Raw genomic sequence first — 22,817 nt, forward strand, 5'->3', positions numbered from 1 at the left:
GTGCGAATCGCGGCGATGGAGCCGCTCGCACGATGAAGGGAGCCACCATGGCGACGACGACTGCACAGCGGACGCTGATGGATTCGGTCTTCGACGGACCCACGGGCTACGCGGGTGTCGAGGCGACGCCGGAATGGGCGCAGGAGGTGCGCCGGCTGGCGCGCGAACGCAATGCGACCATCCTCGCGCACAACTACCAGCTGCCCGAGATCCAGGACGTGGCCGACCACGTCGGCGACTCGCTGGCCCTGTCGCGCATCGCGGCCGAGGCCGAAGAGGGCACCATCGTGTTCTGCGGCGTGCACTTCATGGCCGAGACCGCCAAGATCCTCAGCCCGGCCAAGACCGTACTCATCCCGGACCAGCGCGCGGGCTGCTCGCTGGCCGACTCGATCTCCGCCGAGGAACTGCGCGCCTGGAAGGCCGAGCACCCCGGCGCGATGGTGGTGTCGTATGTGAACACCACCGCCGAGGTGAAGGCACTCACCGACATCTGCTGCACCTCCTCCAACGCCGTCGACGTGGTCGACTCGATCGACCCCGACCGCGAAGTGCTGTTCCTGCCCGATCAGTTCCTCGGCGCGCACGTCAAGCGGGAGACCGGGCGCGAGAACATGCACATCTGGGCGGGCGAGTGCCACGTGCACGCCGGCATCAACGGCGACGAGCTCACCGAGCAGGCCCGCACGCACCCCGATGCCGAGCTGTTCGTGCACCCGGAGTGCGGTTGCGCCACCTCGGCGCTGTACCTGGCCGGCGAGGGCGCGTTCCCGGCCGAGCGGGTGCACATCCTGTCGACCGGCGGGATGATCGACGCGGCGAAGGCATCGCACTCCAACCAGGTGCTGGTGGCGACCGAGATCGGCATGCTGCACCAGCTGCGCAAGGCGGCGCCCGGGATCGACTTCCAGGCCGTCAACGATCGCGCGTCCTGCAAGTACATGAAGATGATCACCCCGGCCGCGCTGCTGCGCTGCTTGGTCGAGGGCGCCGACGAGGTGCACGTCGACCTGGCGATGGCCGAGGCTGGGCGCGCTTCCGTGCAGCGGATGATCGCGATCGGCAACTCCGGTGGTGGAGAGTGACCGGCACCGTTCGGCCGAGACGGTAGGCGACCATGGTGGTTTCCTGGGAGGCCGAGGTCGACCTGGTGGTCATCGGCGGTGGCGTCGCGGGTCTCACCGCGGCGCGCACGGCCTCGTTGCGTGGCCTGCGGGTGCTCATCCTCAGCAAAGGTGGCCCGACCGATACGTCGACGCAGTACGCGCAGGGTGGCATCGCTGTCGTTGCGCCACTGGGCGATTCGGTCGATTCGCATGTGCATGACACGGTCGAGGCCGGGGCGGGCTTGTGCGAGGTCGACGCGGTGCGCTCGATCGTCGAGGGCGGGCAGGCCGCGGTCGCCGCGCTGACCGACCTCGGTGCGGTGTTCGACCTCGGACGCGACGGGCAGATCTCGCGCACCCGCGAGGGTGGGCACAGCACGCGACGCATCATTCACGCCGGTGGGGACGCTACCGGCGCCGAGGTGCAACGTGCGCTGAACGCGGCGGGGCTGCCGGTGCTGTTCGGTGCCGCCGCGCTGCGTGTGGTGACCGGGCCCGACGGGGTGCAGGGCGTTATCGCGGTGTCGGACAACGGTTTCGGCGTCGTCCATTCGCCCTCGGTGCTGCTGGCCACCGGTGGGCTCGGGCAGCTCTACGCGCTGAGCACCAATCCGCCCGGGGCGACCGCGGACGGTGTGGCGCTGGCCTTGTGGGCCGGGGCGGCGGTGGCCGATCTCGAATTCGTGCAGTTCCATCCGACGGTGCTCTACACGCCGGGCGGGGTGGGCAGGCGGCCGTTGATCAGCGAGGCGGTCCGCGGCGAAGGAGCGATACTCGTTGACTCCCAAGGGAACTCGGTGACTGCTGGGCACCCACGAGGTGACTTGGCACCTCGGGATGTGGTGTCGCGGGCGATCGCTGAGCGGATGCGGGCACTCGGGACCGACCACGTCTTCCTCGACGCACGCGCTGTCGAGGGGTTCGCGCAGCGGTTCCCGACCATCACCGCCTCGTGTCTGGCGGCGGGGATCGACCCTGCGGCGCAATTGATTCCGGTCGCACCCGCCGCGCACTATCAGTGCGGTGGAGTTCTCACCGATACCCACGGACGGACCGGTGTGCCGGGGCTGTTCGCGGCGGGTGAGGTCGCCAGAACGGGGCTGCACGGCGCCAATCGGTTGGCCTCCAACAGCTTGCTCGAAGGGCTGGTGGTCGGTGAGCGGGCAGGCGCGGCGGCGGTGGAGCGGGTCGGTGTTCGCGCGCGGGTCGACGAGATCGCGTCGTGGACACTGGAATTCGCCGATCGTTCGGTGGTCCAACAGGCGATGACCGAGCATGCCTCGGTCGTGCGCGACGGTGCCGGACTCGCCGAGGCGCTGGGACGCATCGAGGCCGCGATGTCGGCGGTGCCGCTGCTCGACCTCGGTGCGGAATCGGCGCAGTATCTGCGGCGCATCGAAGACGCGGCGCTCACCTTGACCGCGCGGGCGCTGCTGCACGCGGCGGCCCGCCGGACCGAGAGTCGCGGGTGCCATACGCGTTCAGAGTATCCGGAGTCGGTCGATCGGCAACGGCACAGTACCGCGATTCGTGAGACGCACAGTGGTCTCGAGCTGTCCACCATGGCAGTGGATTCCGAGCCGGTGGGGACGCGGTGAGAGTCGTCGCGTCACCATGCTGTTTGTTCAGGTAATACCGGCGGAGCGAGAGTCTCCCGCCCGATCGACGCGGCAACCAGTCGCCCGAGAACAGGAGTGCAGTGATGGCACTGGATGCCACCCTCGACCGTGATGAGCTGCTGACGCTGATCCGTACCGCCCTCGACGAGGACCTGCGCTACGGCCCCGACGTCACCACGGTCGCCACCGTGCCCGCGGACGCGGTGAGCAAGGCCTCGGTGGTCTCGCGCCAGCACGGCACTGTCGCGGGCCTGGACGTCGGACTGCTCGTGCTCGACGAGGTCCTCGGCGCGGGTACTTACGAGATCACCGCCCGGGTGGCCGACGGCACCCGCGTGGAGCCGGGCACTTCGGTGCTGAGCATCGTCGCCCCCACCCGCGGCCTGCTCACCGCCGAACGGACCATGCTCAACCTGGTCTGCCACCTGTCCGGCATCGCCACCGCCACCGCCGCCTGGGTCGACGAGGTCGACGGCACCGGATGCGAGATCCGTGACAGCCGCAAAACACTGCCCGGCCTGCGTGCCCTGCAGAAGTACGCGGTCCGCGTCGGCGGCGGCGTCAACCACCGCATGGGTCTGGGCGATGCCGCGCTGATCAAGGACAATCACGTGGTGGCGGCGGGCTCGGTCGTCAACGCCTTGCGCGCGGTCCGCGAACTGGCACCGGAGATCGCCTGCGAGGTCGAGGTCGACAGCCTCGAACAACTCGACGCCGTCCTGGCCGAAAACGTCGAACTGGTCCTGCTCGACAACTTCCCCCTCTGGCAGACCCAGGCCGCCGTCCAGCGCCGCGACGCGACGGCGCCGGACACCAAACTTGAGTCCTCCGGCGGACTTTCGCTCGAACAAGCCGCCGAATACGCGGGCACCGGCGTCGACTACCTCGCCATCGGCGCTCTCACCCACTCGGTCCGCGTGCTCGACCTCGGGCTCGATATGTGAGCGAGCCGCTCAGGCGTGGTCCGTCACGGTTCGACGGTGACCTTGATGGCCTCGCCCTTTTCGACGACGGTGAACGCCTCGAGTGCGTCGGCGAGGGGGATGCGGTGCGTGATCAGGTCGTGGACCGGGACTCGGCCGGTGGCGATGTAGTCCAAGGCCCGCCGATTGTGTTCGGGGGCAGAGCCGTTGGCGCCGTGTATGTGGAGTTGGCGGTAGTGGATGACGTTGGAGTCGCAGGTGATGGTGGGGTCGGTTTTCGGTAGACCGCCGAAGAAGGAGATGCGGCCGTTGCGTGCGGCCATCGCGATGGCCTGCTCCTGGGTGATGTTCGCGGCGGTCGCGGTGATCACCACATCCGCGCCGCGGCCGCCGGTCAGCTCCATGACGCGATCGACGACGTCGGTCTGCGACGCGTCGATGACCTCGTCGGGCGCAACCGCCTTCGCCGACAACGCCAGCCGCACGGCATTGACATCGACGAGATAGACCGGCCCGCACTGGTGCACGCCGCGCGCGATCCGGATGTGCAGGCAGCCGATCGGGCCCGCGCCGAAAACGACTACTGTGTCGCCGGATTCGATGCCGAGCAGTTCCTGGGCGTTGATCGCGCAGGCCAGCGGCTCGGCCGCCGATGCCTCCGCGAAGCCGACATTCTCGGGAATCCGGTTCAGGCCGTCGACGCGCAATACCTCTCGCGGCACGATCACGTACTCGGCGAAACCGCCGTCGTACTGGTAGCCGACCGAAGTCTGGTTGCGGCACACCGCCATCCAGCCCTTGCGGCACTCGTGGCAGTCACCGCAGGGCACCGCCGCGATGACCTGCGCGCGGTCACCGACCTGCCATGACGCGCCGTACAGCTCGGCCACCCGCGCACCCACTTCCACGACCTCCCCCGCGATCTCGTGGCCGAGAGTGCGTGGGGGCGTGAGGTTTTGGTGGCCGTTGTACCGGATCTTGACATCGGTGCCGCAGGTGGAGCAGTTGCGCACCCTGAGCTTGACCTCGTCCGGGCCGCACTGGGGTTCGTCGATGTCCTCGAGGCGGATGTCCTCGGGTGCGTAATAGCGCAGGGCCTTCATGTGAGCCGTCTTCCTTTCGCCGTCTCCGGCCGGGTGTGGGCTGTGTCTCCGCGCCTACGGTAGCGACCATTCGGGCATAAATCCACTGCAATGGCTGCCCAGTTATGCCCGAATGCTTGTCAAGATGACCGAATGTGCGCTCTACTGAGTGGGTCAATGTGGCCAGGGTCACATCTGTTCGAGCCGTTCGAGGAAAATACGATGTCTGTCTCACCACCGGAATCACGCACCGCACTGCGCGTCCACGTGCAGCGGGTCGGGACGTTCCTGTCCAGCATGGTCATGCCGAATATCGGCGCCTTCATAGCCTGGGGCCTGCTCACGGCCCTGTTCATCGAAAAGGGCTGGATCACTTCGCTCACCGGCGCCTGGGGCGAGGACAGCTGGGTGGCCCGCATCGGCGGATGGGGTGATTACGACGGTGGGGGCATCGTCAGCGCCATGATCACCTACCTGCTGCCGGTCCTGATCGGTGCGCAGGGCGGGCGGCTCATCTACGGCGCGCGCGGCGCGGTGGTCGGCGCGATCGCCACCATGGGCGTGATCGCCGGTGCGCAAGTGCCGATGTTCCTCGGCGCGATGATCGTCGGCCCACTCGGTGGCTGGGTGATCAAGCGGCTGGACGCGGTGTGGGAGAACAAGATCCGTCCCGGCTTCGAGATGCTGGTGAACAACTTCTCGGCCGGGATCGCCGGTGCGGTGCTGGCGGTGTCGGGCTTCTTCGGGATCGGGCCGCTGGTCACCGGATTCAGCAGGGCGGCAAGCAATATCGTCGACCTGCTCGTCGAGAACAACCTGTTGCCGTTCACCTCGGTGTTCATCGAGCCGGCCAAGGTGCTGTTCCTGAACAACGCGATCAACCACGGCATCCTGACCCCGCTCGGCACCAATCAGGCGAGCGAGACCGGCAAGTCGGTGCTGTTCCTGCTCGAGGCGAATCCCGGCCCTGGCCTCGGATTGCTGATGGCCTTCGCGGTGTTCGGGCGGGGCGCGGCGAAAGCGTCGGCGTCGGGCGCCGCGGTGATCCACTTCCTCGGCGGCATCCACGAGATCTACTTTCCGTATGTGCTCACCAAGCCGCGGCTGATCGTGGCGGTCATCACGGGCGGCATGGCGGGGGTGCTGATCAATGTCGTGTTCGGTTCCGGTCTGCGCGCGCCTGCCGCACCGGGTTCGATCCTGGCGGTGTACGCCCAGACCGCAGGCGACAGCTATCTGGGTGTCACGCTGTCGGTGCTCGGCGCGACGATCGTGACGTTTCTGATCGCGGCCGTGCTGCTGCGGACCGACCGGACCGGCGCCGAGCCCGACCTGGCGGACGCGACCGCCACCATGGAAGCGATGAAGGGCAAGCGCTCGATCGCCTCGACGCTGCTGGGGGCGAATGATCCCGCCCCGGCACGGATCTCGACCATCGTCTTCGCCTGCGATGCCGGCATGGGCTCCTCGGCGATGGGTGCCTCGGTGCTGCGCAAGCGGATTCGGGAGGCGGGATTCGCCGACGTGAGCGTGGTCAATCGCGCGATCGCGAGCCTCGGTGACGATTACGACCTGGTGGTCACGCACGCTGACCTGGCCGAACGGGCGCGGACTCGCACGCCCTCGGCGCTGCACGTGTCCGTGACCGACTTCATGAACAGTCCCACCTATGGCGAGATCGTCGGAATGCTGTCCCGTGCAGAAGGTTCCGAGACAGCTCCCGACCTGCTCGCGTCCGATTCGATCGTGCTCGCGGGCCTGGCTCGAGGCCGTGCCGAGGCCATCGATGAGGTAGGTGCGCTGCTGGTGGCCGCCGGCGCGGTCGAGCAGGACTATGTGGCGGCGATGCACGAGCGAGAGCGCACGGTGTCCACCTTCATGGGCAACGGGCTGGCCATACCGCACGGGACCAACGCGGCCAAGAACGCCATCCGGCATAGCGCGATCGCGGTGGTGCGGTACCAGGAAGCGATCGACTGGAACGGGAATCGGGTGGATTTCGTCGTCGGCATCGCGGGTGCCGGGGACGACCATCTGGCGGTGCTGTCGCGGATCGCCACGGTCTTCGCCGACGCCGAGCAGGTGCGGCGGCTGCGGTCGGCGGCGACACGCGAGGAGATCGCGGCCGCACTCGGTGACGTGCAAGCGCACGCCGATATCGCAGAATAGCGTGGTGGATTCGGAATCGAGGCAGTCGCAGATCGTGGAGTACGCCCGCGCACGAGGGCGGGTGGATGTCCTCGGCCTGGCCGACGAACTCGGGGTCGCGGCGGAGACCATCCGCCGCGACCTGCGCACCCTCGCCGAACGTCGGCTGCTGCGCCGGGTGCACGGTGGCGCCATCCCGATGGAGAGCGCGGTCTTCGAATCGAGTCTGGAATACCGCAGCCGGGTCGATCTGGCGCAGAAGCATCGGATCGCCGGGGCCGCCGCCGAGCAGTTGCACGGTGCCGAAACCGTATATCTCGACGAGGGATTCACGCCGCGGTTGATCGCGGAGAAGCTGGCGGACCGGGAACTGACCGTGGTCACCGCCTCGCTGCTGGCCGCTGAAGTGCTGGCCGACAGTCCCGGGATCACGGTGCTGCTGCTCGGTGGGCGGATGCGCGGGCGCACCCTGGCGACCGTCGACCACTGGGCGCTGCGCATGCTGGGCGAGCTCAGCATCGACCTCGCCTATCTCGGCACCAACGGGATCTCGGTGGAGAACGGCCTGACCACCCCCGATCCCGCGGTGGCCGCCGTGAAAGGGGAGGCGGTTCGGCGTTCGGCCCGGCGGATCCTGGTGGCGGCTGACAGCAAGTTCGGGGTGACGAGCTTCTGCCGGTTCGCCGAGGTCTGCGACTTCGAATCGTTGATCACCGGCGCCGAGTTGGGGATCGCGCAAGCGCGGCGATACGAGGCGCTCGGGCCGACGGTGATCCGCGTCTGAGGATCAGCCGGTGAGTTCGCGTTGCAACGGGGTGCGGAAGCGGGGGATGGCCCGGACGTCACCGAACCAGGTTGTGGTGCGGTCGATTTCGGCGTCGATGAGCTTTTCGGTATCGGTGCCGACGTCTTCGAGGAGGCGGATCACTACTTCACCGTCGGGGCGTTGGGCCCAGCCGCCGACGATGCGGCCGTCGGCCCAGATGGAGGGGCCGATGTTGCCGTTGGTGTCGAAGAGGGCGGGGGCGTGGGGGCCGAGGAACCACTCCCGGGATTGCCAGCCCATGGGGGTGGGGTCGAGGGCGGGGAGCAGGGCTGCCCAGGGTTCGGGGGTGGCGACCGGGTCGAGGTCGTCGGCGAGGAGTATCCCGGGGGTTCCGTCGAGGTCCACGTCGACGGTGTCGAGTTCCGCCAAGGCCTTTCGGACGTCGCCCAGCGTCCAGCCGGTCCACCATTTCAGGTCGGTGATCGGAGCCGGGCCGAAGGTGTGCAGCCACTGACGCACCAGCTCGACGCGGGCTTCCGTGGCGGGCATCGGTGAAAACCCTTGGGGCAGCCAGGTTTCCACCGGCGCCCAGGTGTATTGGCTGCTGGTCCAGCTGCCGTTCGGGCGGCCGCGCACGATCCGTCCCTCGGCGCCGAGCACCACGAGCACCCACGTGGTGATGCTCGTCGGTTTCGAATAGGACTTCCCAGGAGCGGTGTCGATCTGCGTGCGCAGGCGCGGCACGTCTTTGCTCAGCTGGACGCCGGTGGCCGCTCCCCGGGTGAGCAACGCCGCGTGGGTCTCGGCTTCGACCTCGGCCAGCCACGCCGAAATGTCACCGTCGACCGCACCCGCCAGTTCGATATAGCGACCGTAGGTACGACGCTGCTTGTGGGCCAGCGCATCACAGGTGGACGCCTGCAGAATAGGCAGCAGTTCGGTCGGCGCGACGAACATCGTGCGACGCATAGCGAGCATCCGAATCAGCGCACGGTCGTCGTAGAGCGCCTTCTCCACCTCGGCCGGGGTGAGGTCGATGCCACGAGCCCCGACGGACAGGAACACCGTCGCGGGATCGGTAGCGTGCAGAACCACCATCGAACGCGCGATGTCCACAGGGTCGGTCGAACGGGCCGACGGCGCGAGCCGATGCCGAGTCGCCAGCCGGGCGCGACGCTGCGCGGTATCGATCGAAAGCATGACCGGATGGTATGCGGGGGCACCGACAACCGCGCGCACCGACGGCCCGGGCGAAGCCTTTGTGCTGGACGGCGGGTATCAGGGTGCCAGGGGCGGATGAGGTCGAGAAGGCTGCCGAATGCCACCGTGCGTAGTGTCCATTTTGTGCAGACTGCGTGGTTCTCGGTTTCGCTCCCCGGCGTGAATCTCGTTGCTATCGTCCGCTCATGAACGCAGCGCCACCGGTTGTTACTGCGGCTGAGCTGGGGGTGGACGATGAGGAGCGGCCCGCGCGGGTGCTCTCCGGATTCCCCCATCGGCTGGTCGGTGTCGTCGCGCTCGGGCTCGCGCTGTTGTCGGTGTGGCAGGTGTTTCGGCCGTTGGCGCAGGGGAGTCAGTACTACCTGGTCATCTTTCTGGCCGTCGCGCTACCGCTGGTCTATTTGAGTTATCGGTCGTGGTGGGGGCGGCTCGATCGAGCTGATGGGCCGTCGGTGCTGGACTGGGTGTTGGCCGGAATCACTGTGGTGGTGTGTCTGTATCCGGTGCTGCCGATCCGGATCGGGGACGCGGGTGGGGGATACGACGCGTTCCTCGATCGCCAGGGGATGCTGGCGCCACTCGATGTGGTGATGGGCGGGCTGCTGCTCGTGCTCGTGCTCGAGGCGTGCAGGCGCACCACCGGGGTGATCTTGCCGGTGGTGTGTCTGGTGTTCCTCGGGTACGGGTATTACGGCGGGCTGCTGCCCCAGGATTGGTCGATCGCGCACGCGGGGCTCGACATCGATCAGATCGTCGACGCGCTCTACAACTCCGGCAGCGGCTTCTACGGCACACCGTTGGACGTGGCCGCCAGCTACATCGTGCTGTTCACGCTGTACGGGGCGGTGCTCGAATTCTCCGGTGCCGCACGGTTCTTCGTCGATCTGTCGGTGTCGTTGTTCCGTCGCTCGCACAGCGCGGCGGGACGTACAGCGGTGGCTTCGGGTTTCTTGCTCGGGACCGTCTCGGGGTCGGGGACCGCGACCGCGGTGAGCACCGGCGCGGTGACCTGGCCGATTCTGCGCAAAGCCGGTTACCGGCCCGAACAGGCCGGTGGGATGCTCGCGGCGGCGGGCGTCGGTGCGATTCTGTCGCCGCCGACGCTGGGTGTGGCGGCGTTCATCGTCGCGGAGTATCTCGATGTGTCGTATGTGACGGTGCTCGGGTGGGCGCTGATCCCGACGCTGCTGTACTACCTCGGCATCCTGCTCTCGGTCGAGATCGACGCGCGCCGCATCCACGCGGACGGGCGCGCGCCGGCGGATCTGGCGGACGGGCCGCTGCCGACGCCGTGGTGGAAGCTGCTGGGACGCTTCGGATATCACTTCTCGTCGTTGATCGTGATCGTCGTGCTGCTGCTGGTCGGCGTGAGTGCGACGCGCGCCGTCGTCTACGCCACCGTCCTGGCGCTGCTCCTGGCCATCCCGGATCGGATGCTGCGCAGGTCCGCCGCGGCAGACACCGCGCCGACGACTGCCGCGCCCGTGGGCACAGCGACCCCCGCCGCCGAGGCGGACGCGCCGGGCAGGTATCGCTGGACGCGAAAGACCGTGACGCAGTTCGCCTTCGAGGCATTGCGTGCCCTCTCGGTCGGTATGCGCTCGGCTCTGCCCGTGGTGGCGGTGTGTGCGGCGGCAGGCGTGATCACCGCGATGACCACCAAGACGGGGCTCGGTGCCCAACTGGCCGCGCTGCTGGTCAAGGCCGGCTCGGCGCTGTCGGATGATCCCGCCGTCGTCCTGGCGACCACCGCTGTGCTGGCGGCGATCGCGTTGTCGCTGCTCGGCCTCGCGGTGCCGGTCACGGCGTCGTTCGTCATCGGCTGGGTGATCATCGGGCCCGCACTGCTCGACCTGCACGTCGCCGCGCCCGCCGCCGCGATGTTCGTCTTCTACTTCTCGGTGCTCTCGGAAGTGACACCGCCGACCGCCCTCGCCGCCGTCGGGGCGGCGGCGGTGACCGGCGCGAAAGCGATGCCGACCATGTGGCACGCCCTGCGATACGCGCTGCCTGCCTTCCTGGTGCCACTGATGTTCGTGCTCACCGACTCCGGGCAGCACCTGCTCGGACGCGGTGCGGCGCTCGACGTGCTGTGGGTCACCGCGGCCGCCTGCGTCGGAGTCGCGGCGCTGGCGGCGGCGACCGGCGGTTGGCTGTTCGGGATCGGTGCCATCGGTCCGATTCCGCGCGGACTGGCCGCCGCGGCAGGCCTGACATTGCTGTACCCGAATCCGCTCGCCACCGGAATCGGGCTCGGGTTGCTGGTCGTCGCCGTGGTGGCGGGGCTCGTCGACCGGGTACGGAAAACGTCCACGGGCACACCGTGATCGACAGAAATCGGCAGGCGGCGTCGCCGTCGACGAGAGGGGACCTGATGGTCAAAAGTATTGTCGCCGTGGTCGCGGTCACCGCCGCTGTCACACTGCTCACCGGTTGTGGTGGCCGCCAGGACACCCCGACGGCCGACGGGGGCGGCGAGGTCACCTGTGAAGTGAAGCAGGACACCAGGATCGGCATCGCCACCGGCAACGCGACCGGCGTGTACTTCGCGCTGGGCAACGCCTACGCCGAGCAGATCTCGACCGCCACCGGTGGCACCGTGAAAGCCACGGCGGCCGAAACCGGCGCCTCGGTGCAGAACATCCAGCAGGTGGTCGGCGGCACCTATCAGGTCGGCTTCTCGCTCGCCGACTCCGCGGCCGACGCGGTCGCGGGCAAGGGCAGCTTCACCACCGCGCAGCCGATCCGCGCGCTGGCCCGGCTCTACGACAACTACACCCAGGTCATCGTGCGCACCGACGCGGGCATCAACTCACTGGCCGACCTGCGCGGCAAAAGGGTCTCCACCGGCTCGCCCAAATCGGGCACCGAGGTGATCGCCCAGCGCGTGCTGCAGGCCGCGGGCCTCAACCCCGACACCGATGTCGCCGCCCAGCGCCTCGACCTGACCAAGACCGTCGACGGGCTCAAGGATGGCTCCATCGACGCCATGTTCTGGTCCGGTGGCCTGCCGACGCCCGGCATCACGGACCTGTTCACCACCGCCAAGGACAAGGTCCGCTTTCTCGACATCACCGGGGTGCTGCCGAAGCTGAAGGAGATCAACCCAGTCTACGAGACGGGCACGATCCCGGCCGCCACCTACGGTCTGCCCGCTGACGCGCCGACCATCGTGGTGCCCAACCTGCTCGTCGTGCGCGAGGACCTCGACGCGAACCTGGCCTGCGTGCTCACCAAGACGCTGCTGGATCGCAAACCTCAACTGGAACAGGCGAATCCGGCCGCCAAGGGGATCAACGCCGATACCGCGAGCAAGACGGCGCCGGTGCAGTTGCATCGCGGGTCGGAGGCCGCACTGCGCTGACGACCGGGACAGCTCGGCCGTGGGCAGTCGCGGTGCGCGATGGGGACGCGCGCCGAGATGCTGGACCCCGGCCGCGGGGTGGCGGACAATCGCGCCATGAAGCGGGTCGGGGTCCTCGTCGCGGTGTCCGCGTTGCTCACGATGTTGTCCGTGGTCGGACCGGTCGTGCGGGCACAACCGACGTGCACGCCGGGCGTCGACCTGCGGCCGGTGGCGATCACGGTCGACGGCGAGCGGGCGACCGGCCGCGTGTACGAGCCGTATCGCTGTGTGCCAGGCGATATCCCGGCGACGAAACTGGTGGTGGCGGTGCACGGGCACGGTGGTTCGTCGGCCGATTTCGCCCCGTACATGACCGCGCTCGCGCGCACGGGTGGGTCGCCGATCCTGCTGATGGATCTGCGCAGCGCCGACGGGCCGTGGCGCACCGGCGACTGGAATCTGTGGGCGGGCTGGCACGACCTGGTGGCGGCGACCCAGTGGTATCGCGGCGAGCATCCCGATATCGCGTCCACCGTGCTGTGGGGCTGGAGTCAGGGCGGCATCACCAGCGGGCTCGCGGTGGCACACGGGCCGCCCGGCCTGTTCGACTACTGGGTCGACAACTATGGTCCCGCCGATGATTTCACCATGTGGGCGGCCAGTGGATCGGTGAATCCCGCACTCCCGCGCCAGATCGAACGTGACGCGGGCGGCTGCACGCCGGTGATCTGCCCGCTCGCCTATGTCGACCGTTCGCCCGCGCTGCTCGCCGACCGGCTGAGCATGCGCAGGGCCTTCCTGATCCACGGCACCGCCGACGCCATCGTGCCCTTCGCGACCAGCGTGGAACTGCGGGCGGCGCTCACCGCGGCGGGCAAACCGTTCTCCTTCTACACCGTGGTCAGCGGGCGCGACCTCACCGGCGCGATCGTTCCCGGTGACCACTCCGTCGGGCCCGCGCTGTTCGAGGGTGGGTGTGTGGTGCTGCGGCTGCTCGCGGGGACCGAGCCGCTCGCGCCGCAGGTCAGCGACTATATTGTCGATGTCGAGAACGGGCTGGTCACCGCCCCCGCGGCGCCCGTAGGCGCGAAGTGCGCGGCCTGAGCCGCCCGGGAACAACGTTCGTCGAAGTGCGGTTGTGCGAGAAGACACCGACCGAAACGAGGACGCGATGACCGACGATCACGGCTGGCAGGGTGACGAGCTCGACCTGGACGCCTATCTGGCCAGGATCGGCTACGACGGACCGCGCACCGCCTCGGTCGACACCCTGCGCGCACTGGTCAGGGCGCACACCACCACGATCCCCTTCGAGAATCTCGAGATCATCCTCGGACGTGGCATCCCGCTCGACCTGAATTCCCTGCAGGACAAGCTGGTCAGGCACCGTCGCGGTGGCTACTGCTACGAGAACGCCGCGATCTTCGCCGCCGCGCTCGAACGGCTCGGGTTCGGCGTCTCCGGACTCAGTGGCCGGGTCACCTACGGAGTGGCCGATACCGGTGTCCTGCGGCCCGCCACCCACGCCTTGCTGCGCGTGCACACCCCCGACGACGACCGCGTCTGGATCTGCGATGTCGGTTTCGGCTTCGGTCCGCTCGAGCCGTTCGAATTGGTCGACAGCGCAGGCGAATTCACGCTCGGTGACTGGCGCTACCGGCTCGAACACCGGGCTGACCAGTGGGTGCTGTTCCAGTTCGGCCGCGACGGCTGGCTCGACCGCTACACCTTCACCGAGAACCCGCAGTTCCGCATCGACTACACGGTCGGCAACCACTTCGTGTCGACCTCACCACGGTCGCCGTTCACCACCCGGCCCTTCCTCCAGCGGTTCCTGCCCGATGTCCACCACGTGCTCGACGACCTGACGTTGATCGCGGAATACCCGGACGGCACCTCGACTTCACGTGATCTGGACCCCACCGAGCTGACCAAGGTATTGGCCGAAATATTCGATATCGACCTCACCGAAACCGACGCCACCAGCATCGCGGCCACTCCCTGGCGAACCGGATAGCGCTGTCCCCACACGGCACGGCGGTTTGCTTCCTGGATGGCGCTACGGCAAATTGATGGTTACTTGCCGGGAAACAATTCCGTTGTGGGGGCCGATTCTGTGGGGTCGATGGTGCCGAACGTTCGTCTCGCGTTGCCGGTCGAAGCCGGTGCGGCGGTTCGTGGCACCGTCGAACGACGGCAGGATCTGGACGGGCTGCGCGGGATAGCCATCGCGCTCGTGGTGGCCTTCCACGTGTGGGCGGGCCGCGTATCCGGCGGTGTCGACATCTTTCTGGTGCTGTCGGGGTTCTTCTTCACCGGTGCCGTGGTGCGCGGGGTGGAGCGGCGCGGTGGCGTTTCCGTGGGGGAGACCGCGCGCCGGACCGCGCGCAGGTTGATGCCGTCGCTGGTGGTGGTGTTGGGGACGGTTCTGCTCGCGACGGTCGTGCTGCGGCCCTATACCCAGCTGGGGGAAGCCTCCGCGCAGACATTGGCCTCGATGTTCTACGGCCAGAACTGGTATCTGGCGACCGCCGAACTCGACTATCTCTCGCCCGATCCGTCGGTGAGCCCGTTGCAGCACCTGTGGTCGATGTCGGTGCAGGGGCAGTTCTACCTGGCGATCCTCGCGCTCCTGGCCGGGTGGGCGTGGTTGCGGCGACGCGGGTCGGCCGGGCGCCTCGCCCTGGTGCTCGTGCTGGCCGGGCTCGGGCTGCTGTCGTTCTGGTACGCGGCATCGGGCACCGCACAGCACCAGGCGTGGACCTACTACGACAGTGTCGCGCGCGGCTGGGAGTTGCTGGCCGGTGCGTTGCTGGCCGTGGCGGCACCCTGGTTGCGGATGCCGAACCGGCTGCGTGCACTCGCGGCCGCGCTCGGGCTGGCGATGGTGCTGTCGTGCGGGCCGCTGTTCGACGGGGCGAATCAGTTCCCCGGCGTCGCGGCGCTGTGGCCGGTGGCGGCCGCCTGCCTGGTGATCGCGTCGGGATTCGGTGGCACCGCGCGGGCGTGGCCGAATCGGCTGCTGGCAGGCCGGGTCTGTACCGAACTCGGCGCGTTCGCTTATCCGCTGTATCTGTGGCACTGGCCGATTCTCATCTTCTATCTCGGCGAGACCGGTCGGGCCGATGCCGGGGTCGTCGACGGGCTGGTGGTGATCGGCGCCTCGCTGATCCTGGCCTACGCGACAACCCGCCTGATCGAGACGCCGTTGCGGATGCCGCCTCGCGGCGAGCCGACCGAACGCCGCCGGGGGACCGGCGCCCTTGTCACCGCGCTGTCGGTCGCGGTGTTGATCGCCTCGGTGGGCTGGCAGGTCGTGCTCGTGGCGAACCCGGCCGTGCCACCGCGGGCACTGGACGCCCAGCGCTACCCGGGTGCCCAGGCACTGCTCTCCGGCGCCGAATACTCGCCGGAACCCATGCGTCCCACCGTCTTCGAAGGACAAGCCGACACCCCGTCGCCGACCACCGACGGCTGCATCACCCCCGACCGCGAGGTCCGCGTCTGTACCTACGGCGACCCCACCGCCGACCGTTCGATCGCGCTGGTCGGTGGCTCACACTCCGAGCACTGGTTGCCCGCGCTGGAGGTGCTCGGCGTCGAACACGGGTTCCGGGTGATCTCCTACCTCAAGGAGGGGTGCCCGGTCGTCCTCGCCGATGAGCCGTCCTACGCCGAGTGGCCGTTCCCCGAATGCCACGAGTGGTCCGTCGAGGTACTCGACCGGCTGTCCGCCGAACCGCCGAACTGGGTGCTGACGCTGTCCACGCGCTACCGCATGAACGGCCTCGGCGACGAGGTGCCCGCCGAATACCTCGAGGTGTGGACGGCCATGCAGGATCGCGGGTTCAATGTGCTCGCGCTGCGCGACACGCCACGGTTACGCCGCGACGGTGTCCTCTACCGGGCCACCGATTGCCTGGCCCACCGTGGCGACCCCGACAGCTGCGGGCTCGACCGCGCCGAGGTCCTCGACCCGCACGACCCCGCCGCGGAACCGGCGGCAGGCTACCCGAACATCCACCCGCTCGACCTGTCCGACGCGGTCTGCCGGCCGCAGCGCTGCCGCGTGGTCGAGGGCAATGTGCTCATCTATCGCGACGAACACCACCTGACCGCCAGCTACGCCCGCTCGCTCGCCCCCGAACTCGGCCGTCAGATCGGGGCGATCACCGGCTGGTGGTAGCGCGGGAGACTGCTCACCGCAGCCACAACAACCACACCGGCACCACAGATCCGGCTACTCTCGGACCGTGCGCACCCCACGGAAGGTCTCGGTCCTGTTCGTCGCGCTCGCTGCGTTTCCTGTTGCCTGCTCGTCCGGACCCGACCAGCCGCAGACCGTCGCAGAGTCCTTCGCCGCCGCGCTGACCAGCGGCGACGCCTCCGCCGCCGCGGCATTGACCGATGCGCCCGAGCAGGCCCGACCGGCCCTGACCGCGCTGTTCGACAACCTCGGCAAGAACGACACGGTCCGGGTGACATCGACCGACGGCAAGTCCTTCACGCTGGAATCCACCTGGAAATTCGGCCCCGAGGGCCGCAACGCGTGGACCTACTCGAGCGCCGGAACCACCACCGGCGAGGACGAGTGGAAGATCGCCTGGCAGCCGACCACGGTCGCGCCCGGCCTCGACCTCGGCCCGCTCAGCTACAGCCCGGTCGAGGCGAAGCCTGCCCGTGTACTCGACGCCACCGGCGGTGACCTGATGACCCAGCAGGTGGTGACGCTGGTGAACGTCGCGCCCGATGCCGACCTGGCCGCCACCGCGGCGCTGCTCGCGCCGCAGGGCGTCACCGAGGCCGGCTTGCAGGCGGATCTCGCTGCGGCGCAGGGCAAGCCGATCACCGCCGTCGCCCTGCGCGACGCCGACATCGCGCCGGTGCAGCAGTCGCTGACCGGGGTGCGCGGGGTGACGCTCGCGCCACAGACCCGGCTGCTCACCGTCGACAAGGCACTCGCCGGACCCACCATCGGCGGCCTGGCCGAGATCTGGCAGGAACAGGCCGACGCCGCGGCAGGCTGGGCGATCCGCGCGCAGACCGCCGAAGGCACCCGGCGCATCGCCGGGCCCGACGCTGAGCCCACCACAGACATCGCCAGCACGCTCGACATCGACCTGCAGCACGCCGCCGAGGACGCACTCACCCCGATCGCCACCCCGGCTGCCATCGTCGCGCTGCGCCCCTCGACGGGGGAGGTGCTGGCCGTGGCACAGAACGAGCCCGGCGACGCGCAGGGCCCGATCGCGCTGACCGGGCTCTACCCGCCGGGCTCCACCTTCAAGACCGTGACGGTCTCGGCGGCACTGCAAGCGGGCGGCCTGACCCCCGACACCGTGCTGCCCTGCCCGGGCCGCGCCACCATCGAGGGCCGCACGATTCCCAACGACAACGGCTTCGACCTGGGTATGGTGCCTCTGCACACCGCGTTCGCACGCTCGTGCAACACCACGATGGCCGAGTTGGGAGTGAAGTTGCCCGCCGACGGACTGACCGCGGCCGCCCAACAACTGGGTCTGGGTGTGGACTATGTGACACCCGGCTTGACGACTGTCACCGGGAAAGTTCCCTCCGCCGAAAACCCGGCGCAACGGGTCGAATCGAGCATCGGACAGGGCACGGTGACCGCGTCGCCGTTCGGCATGGCGCTCGTGGCGGCCTCCCTCGCGCACGGTTCCGCGCCGCCGCCGAGCATCATCCGTGGACGTCCCGGCGCCCCGGATCGGACGTCGCCCGCGGTGCCCGAAGCGGTGACGTCGCAGATAGAGACCATGATGGCGGAGACCGTGAGCGCCGGTACCGCCACCGCGCTGCGCGACATCCCCGGTCTGCTCGGCAAGACCGGTACCGCGGAGTATCTCGACGACACCCATGCCCACGGCTGGTTCGTCGGCATCGACGGTGATGTGGCGTTCGCGGTGTTCGTCGCGGACGCGGGCAGCTCCGGTCCGGCGGTCGAGGCAGCGGGACGGATGCTACGTGTGACACCATGAGTCGTCTTTCCCCCCGCAGGCGAGCAATCCCCCCGCTGCCGCACGCGGTCATCACCCAGCCAGCTACACTCGTCGGCGGACCATATCCATGGTCAATACGCGGGATGTCACAATTTCGAGAAGGTTCGGAGTAGGCGCCATCGATACCGGTCAGAAGATCGCGGAGCATTACCGCCTGGTCGAGCGTATTGGTAGCGGCGGCACAGGCGTTGTATGGCGTGCTGTCGACGAACGCCTCCAACGCTCCGTGGCAGTGAAGCAGATCCACATCAAACCCAGCTTGCCCGAGGGCGAGCGGGATGTGTTGCGCCAGCGCGCGATTCGGGAAGCCCGCAACGCGGCACGCTTCCAGCATCCCAATGCCATCGTGGTCTTCGACATCACCGAGCACAACGGTGATCCGTGCCTGGTGATGGAGTACCTCAAGTCGGTCAGCCTCGCCGGTGAGCTGGGCCAGAAGGGCCCGCTGCCGCTGCTCGAGGTCGCCCGGATCGGTGAGAAGGTCGCCTCCTCGCTGATCGCCGCCCATCAGGCCGGCTTGGTACACCGCGACGTGAAACCGGGCAATATCCTGCTCGGTGACCACGGTGAGGTGAAAATCACCGACTTCGGCATCTCCCGCGCGGCAGGTGACGTGACGCTCACCGAGACCGGGCTGATCTGCGGTACCGCCGCCTATCTGGCACCCGAGGTCGCCCGCGGCTCCGATCCGACCCCCGCGGCCGACGTATTCGCCCTCGGCGCAACGCTTTTCCACGCGCTGGAAGGCGAACCGCCCTACGGCGCCAACGCCAACCCCCTCGCGGTGCTCTACGCCGCCGCCAACGGACAGGTGCGCGAGCCCCACAACGCGGGCCCTGCCACCGATTTCCTGCTCGACCTGCTCAGCCCGGACCCCCTCGACCGCCCGACGATGACCGAGGCGCGCGACGCGCTGGCCTCGTTCGCCGAGGACGAGAACGCGGTGCCGGCCGGATTCGTGCCTGCCAGTGAGGCTTTCAATCGACGCAACTCCGCGGCGACCACCCAGGTGATCCGGCAGTCCGGGCGCCGGGCCTCGCATGCAGGCGCGTCCACCTCGACGACGCGACAGATCCGCTCGAACCCGCGTCCGCAGCCCCGTCAGGACACCGCCGCGCATCCGCGTACCCAGGCTCAGCCGATGCCCGCGCCGCGCAAGCAGGCGGGCAAGGGGCGTGCGGTGCTGATCGGTTCCGCGGTGGGTGCCGTGGTGGCGGCGGTCGCCGTCGCGTTCAGCGCGTTGAACAGCTCGGACTCGGAGTCGCCGCAGACGCAGGCCGGTCCGCAGACCTCCGCGCAGGCCTCGGCCGCGCCCAAGCCCAGCGCGACCGTTCCGCCGCTCGGGCAGGCGAGCAATGTCGGCACGGTCGACATCGGCTCGGCCGGTCAGCTGGTTGAGGCGTTCTTCAGCGACCCGGCCGGTTCGTGGTCACTGCTCACACCCGCCGCCCAGCAGGTCTACGGCGGCGAGTCCGCCTTCCGTGAGTACTGGAACGACCGCTCCATCCAGAACTTCGCCAGCATCACCGCCGTGAGCGGCAACAATGCCGACGGATCCACGAACATGCGCCTGGCCAGCATCACCATCAACGGCTCGACCAAGGCGATGGTCATGCGTGTGGTGAACTCGGGCGGCAATCTGCGCATCGACGGGGATACGCGCTAGTCGGAAGTCGGGCGAACTCGAGTGGTTCGCCCGACCACCGCGGCTCGGCACATGTGATGTGAGTCACTTCGTTATCGCGACCCTATCTGAATCCGGTATCAACTTCAATATTGATCGCCGCGCGGCTCCGGCCGAGGAATGAGATGGTCACCATGACGAAAACCCAGCAGGTGCGGCTCGCGCAGCGTCCGTCCGGACTTCCCGACGCCGACACCTGGACGGTGACGACCGAGGAGCTTCCCGCGCTGTCCGCCGGACAGATTCTGGTGAGAGTCGACTTCATTTCGCTGGACCCGGCGATGCGTGGCTGGCTCAATGACGTGCGCTCCTACGTGCCGCCGGTCGGGCTCGGCGACGTGATGCGCGCGCTGGATATCGCGACGGTGGTCGAATCGGCGCACCCGGACTTCGCGGTCGGCGACACGGTGAGCGGGACCTTCGGCGTCACCGAGTACGCGATCAGCGACGGCAAGGGCGTCGGGCGGGTCGACCTGAGCGTCGCGCCCGGACCCACCTGGCTCGGCGCGCTCGGAATGCCCGGCATGACAGCGTATTTCGGTCTGCTCGAGGTCGGGAAGCTGGCGCCCGGTGAGACCGTGGTGGTGTCGGCCGCGGCCGGCGCCGTCGGCGGCGTGGTCGGCCAGATCGCCAAGGCCAAGGGCGCGAACGTCATCGGGATCGCGGGCGGGCCGGAAAAGTGCCGATTGCTCACCGAGGAGCTCGGCTTCGACGCCGCCATCGACTACCGCGGTGACGACGTTCTGCGCCGGATCCGTGAGCTGGCGCCGAAGGGCATCGACATCTACTTCGACAATGTGGGTGGCGAGATTCTCGATGCCGCGCTCGCCAACCTCCGCCGCGGGGCCCGGGTGGTGCTGTGCGGGGCGATCTCGGCGTACAACGACGAGAAGCTGCAGCTGGGGCCGTCGCGCTATATGTCGCTGCTCGTATTCCGCGCCACCATGACCGGATTCGTGGTCTTCGACTACGCCGATCGCTACGGCGAGGCGGTCGCGCAGATCGGTCAGTGGCTGGCCGAGGGGACGCTGAAGAGCCGCGAACACGTCGTCGACGGCGGCGTGGCACAGTTCGGCGAAACCTTGAACCTGCTGTTCACCGGCGGCAACACCGGAAAACTGGTGCTCGCACTCTGACCGTCGCGACAGCGGGCGGAATCGGCGGGGCGCCGAATTCAGCTGGTGGATACGCTGTTTCGCCGACCGGACCCCTGATCCGGCGAATTGCCGGTGACCAGGGCCACCGCCAGCCCGGCGTTGAACGCGCCCAGTTCCTCCGGGGTGTCGGGGCCGCTGAGCCGATACCAGCGCACCGGGTCGATCGCGAGGGCGATGATGCCGCGCACCACCCTGGTGACATCGATGGGGGTGAAGGCGCCGCTGTCGATGCCGTGCGATACCAGGTTTCGGTACAGGGTGGTGGTGCGGCGGCGAATCACGCGAATCTCGGCGAGATGGTCGGCGGTGAGGTTCGCCATCTCGTATTGGGCTACTCGTGCGGCCACGTGGCAGCGGGCGTTGCTGATGACGTGTTCGGTCACCACGCTGCGTAGGTGCTCGACGGGGTCGCCGGGATCGGGAACCAGCAGGGCCTCATGGGCTTTGACATGGGCGACGCGGGTGATCTCGAACAGCATGTGCTCCTTGGCCGGGAAGTGCACATACATCGCGGCGGGGCTCAAGCCCGCCCCCGCGCTGATGTCGCGAGTGGTAGTGCCCTGGAAGCCTTTCGCGGCGAAGCATCGGGTCGCGGAGGTGAGCAGATTCCGGGCGACCTCGCTGTAGGTGTCCGGCCACAGTTCGGGTGAAAAGTCTTGTAGCCGTGGATCGTCAAACTGCCAGCCGTGGGATTCGTCCGGTTGCCGCGTGGCCATAGCCGCTCCGATCTGCGCTCGCCCGCCGGGTGGCCGCGACGCGGACCGCGCGCGGGAATCCGCACCGCTGTCCGAGTGCAGCCCTTGACTTTCCCACCTTAGCTAGCAACTATGCATTAAGTCACATCTGACTGAGCGCTTAGTAGCCTGGTCGAGGGACCGAAACGGTTGATACCGAGGCGGTCTGGTGCACAGTGGTAAGAGAGAATTGCTATGAGTCTTGCGGAACCGGGGATTCCTGACCCGCCGTCAGCAGTACTGGCCATGAACGGGATCTCGATATCGTTCGGCGGGCTGGTGGCGCTGTCGGATGTTTCGCTGGACATCGCGCCGCGGCAGGTGCTCGGCGTGATCGGCCCCAACGGCGCGGGGAAGACGACCCTGTTCAATGTCGCGTGCGGATTCGTCCGCCCTGACCACGGGTCGCTGTGGTGGCAGGGCGCCGAACTGACCGGGCTGCGGCCACATCAGCTGGCGGGGCTCGGCATCGCCCGAACCTTGCAGGGGCTCGGGCTGTTCGACCACATGAGCGTGCTCGACAATGTGATGATCGGCGCCGACCGGCACGCCGGTGCCGGATTCCTCGCGGGACTGTTCGCGCTCGGTTCGCGAGACGAACGGGCGCTGCGCGCGCGTGCCATGGATGTGCTGGCCGAGCTCGGTATCGCCGAGGTGGCGGGGCGAGTTCCGAGCAGCCTGCCCTATCCGGTCCGCAAACGCGTCGCGCTGGCGCGGGCGCTGGTCGCGCAGCCACGGCTGCTGCTGCTCGACGAACCGGCGAGCGGGCTGTCCAACGCGGAGATGGACGAACTCGGCGAACTCATCGGTCAACTCGCGCAACGGATGTCGATCATGCTCGTCGAACATCACATGGACCTGGTGATGAGCGTCTGCGACCGCATCGCGGTCCTGGATTTCGGCAAGCTCATCGCCTGTGGCACACCCGCCCAGGTGCGTGAGGACCCGGCGGTGATCACCGCCTATCTCGGTGAGGAAGTTCACCACTCGGCCGTTACCGGGGAACGGTGAATC

17 protein-coding genes are annotated in these 22,817 nt (G+C 68.4%); 14 read left to right on the forward strand and 3 right to left on the reverse strand.

The window, feature by feature from the left end:
• Window positions 1–47 precede the first annotated feature (47 nt).
• The 3 genes from nadA to nadC all read left to right on the forward strand — a co-directional run bounded on the left by nadA (window position 48) and on the right by nadC (window position 3,669).
• Window positions 48–1,085 (forward strand): quinolinate synthase NadA, encoded by a 1,038-nt coding sequence (gene nadA / locus ACQHI0_RS05125; RefSeq protein ID WP_427906767.1) that lies wholly within the window; start codon window positions 48–50, stop codon window positions 1,083–1,085.
• Between the two features lie 32 nt (window positions 1,086–1,117).
• Entirely contained in the window at window positions 1,118–2,704 is a 1,587-nt protein-coding gene (locus ACQHI0_RS05130; RefSeq protein ID WP_427906768.1) for an L-aspartate oxidase, read from the forward strand.
• A gap of 104 nt (window positions 2,705–2,808) precedes the next feature.
• On the forward strand, window positions 2,809–3,669 hold the full coding sequence (gene nadC / locus ACQHI0_RS05135) for a carboxylating nicotinate-nucleotide diphosphorylase (RefSeq protein ID WP_427906769.1): 861 nt from the start codon (window positions 2,809–2,811) through the stop codon (window positions 3,667–3,669).
• Window positions 3,670–3,692: 23 nt separating this feature from the next.
• On the opposite strand, the gene ACQHI0_RS05140 is transcribed toward nadC, so the two are convergent.
• A complete protein-coding gene (locus ACQHI0_RS05140; protein ID WP_427906770.1) occupies window positions 3,693–4,751 on the reverse strand; it encodes a zinc-dependent dehydrogenase in 1,059 nt (352 codons plus the stop codon).
• A gap of 201 nt (window positions 4,752–4,952) precedes the next feature.
• Here ACQHI0_RS05140 and ACQHI0_RS05145 point away from each other — a divergent pair, with 201 nt between their 5' ends.
• Together ACQHI0_RS05145 and ACQHI0_RS05150 are read left to right on the forward strand one after the other, a co-directional pair.
• On the forward strand, window positions 4,953–6,899 hold the full coding sequence (locus ACQHI0_RS05145; RefSeq protein ID WP_427906771.1) for a PTS mannitol transporter subunit IICBA: 1,947 nt from the start codon (window positions 4,953–4,955) through the stop codon (window positions 6,897–6,899).
• A 4-nt stretch (window positions 6,900–6,903) separates the two neighbouring features.
• The gene (locus ACQHI0_RS05150; protein WP_427906772.1) at window positions 6,904–7,662 is read left to right on the forward strand and encodes a DeoR/GlpR family DNA-binding transcription regulator; all 759 of its coding nucleotides are present in this window, start codon (window positions 6,904–6,906) and stop codon (window positions 7,660–7,662) included.
• A gap of 3 nt (window positions 7,663–7,665) precedes the next feature.
• Here ACQHI0_RS05150 and ACQHI0_RS05155 read toward each other — a convergent pair whose 3' ends face one another.
• Window positions 7,666–8,844: a winged helix DNA-binding domain-containing protein gene (locus ACQHI0_RS05155; protein WP_427906773.1), complete on the reverse strand. Its 1,179-nt coding sequence runs from the start codon at window positions 8,842–8,844 to the stop codon at window positions 7,666–7,668.
• A gap of 206 nt (window positions 8,845–9,050) precedes the next feature.
• On the opposite strand from ACQHI0_RS05155, the gene ACQHI0_RS05160 reads away from it, so the two are divergent.
• The 8 genes from ACQHI0_RS05160 (at window position 9,051) to ACQHI0_RS05195 (ending at window position 21,048) form a co-directional block, all read left to right on the forward strand.
• Window positions 9,051–11,192, forward strand: a complete 2,142-nt coding sequence (locus ACQHI0_RS05160; RefSeq protein ID WP_427906774.1) for a TRAP transporter permease — start codon at window positions 9,051–9,053, stop codon at window positions 11,190–11,192.
• 47 nt (window positions 11,193–11,239) lie between these two features.
• A complete protein-coding gene (locus ACQHI0_RS05165) occupies window positions 11,240–12,229 on the forward strand; it encodes a TAXI family TRAP transporter solute-binding subunit (RefSeq protein ID WP_427906775.1) in 990 nt (329 codons plus the stop codon).
• Window positions 12,230–12,268: 39 nt separating this feature from the next.
• Window positions 12,269–13,315 carry an alpha/beta hydrolase family protein gene (locus tag ACQHI0_RS05170; protein ID WP_427906776.1) on the forward strand — a complete coding sequence of 349 codons (1,047 nt, stop codon included), beginning with the start codon at window positions 12,269–12,271 and terminating at the stop codon, window positions 13,313–13,315.
• Between the two features lie 67 nt (window positions 13,316–13,382).
• Complete coding sequence (locus ACQHI0_RS05175) at window positions 13,383–14,228, forward strand: arylamine N-acetyltransferase family protein (protein WP_427906777.1); 846 nt, start codon at window positions 13,383–13,385, stop codon at window positions 14,226–14,228.
• Window positions 14,229–14,336: 108 nt separating this feature from the next.
• Window positions 14,337–16,397 (forward strand): acyltransferase family protein, encoded by a 2,061-nt coding sequence (locus ACQHI0_RS05180; RefSeq protein ID WP_427906778.1) that lies wholly within the window; start codon window positions 14,337–14,339, stop codon window positions 16,395–16,397.
• A 67-nt stretch (window positions 16,398–16,464) separates the two neighbouring features.
• Window positions 16,465–18,207, forward strand: coding sequence for a penicillin-binding transpeptidase domain-containing protein (locus ACQHI0_RS05185; RefSeq protein ID WP_427906779.1), 1,743 nt, complete (start codon window positions 16,465–16,467; stop codon window positions 18,205–18,207).
• A gap of 88 nt (window positions 18,208–18,295) precedes the next feature.
• Window positions 18,296–19,894 (forward strand): protein kinase domain-containing protein, encoded by a 1,599-nt coding sequence (locus ACQHI0_RS05190; protein ID WP_427906780.1) that lies wholly within the window; start codon window positions 18,296–18,298, stop codon window positions 19,892–19,894.
• 143 nt (window positions 19,895–20,037) lie between these two features.
• Window positions 20,038–21,048, forward strand: a complete 1,011-nt coding sequence (locus ACQHI0_RS05195) for an NADP-dependent oxidoreductase (RefSeq protein WP_427906781.1) — start codon at window positions 20,038–20,040, stop codon at window positions 21,046–21,048.
• Between the two features lie 38 nt (window positions 21,049–21,086).
• Here the strand turns inward: ACQHI0_RS05195 and ACQHI0_RS05200 are convergent, their stop codons facing one another.
• Window positions 21,087–21,785 (reverse strand): TetR/AcrR family transcriptional regulator, encoded by a 699-nt coding sequence (locus ACQHI0_RS05200; RefSeq protein WP_427906782.1) that lies wholly within the window; start codon window positions 21,783–21,785, stop codon window positions 21,087–21,089.
• 213 nt (window positions 21,786–21,998) lie between these two features.
• Between ACQHI0_RS05200 and ACQHI0_RS05205 the strand changes: the two genes are divergently transcribed.
• Entirely contained in the window at window positions 21,999–22,814 is an 816-nt protein-coding gene (locus ACQHI0_RS05205; RefSeq protein WP_427906783.1) for an ABC transporter ATP-binding protein, read from the forward strand.
• Window positions 22,815–22,817 lie beyond the last annotated feature (3 nt).

This window comes from Nocardia sp. FBN12, from assembly GCF_050320175.1.
Lineage (GTDB): Bacteria > Actinomycetota > Actinomycetes > Mycobacteriales > Mycobacteriaceae > Nocardia.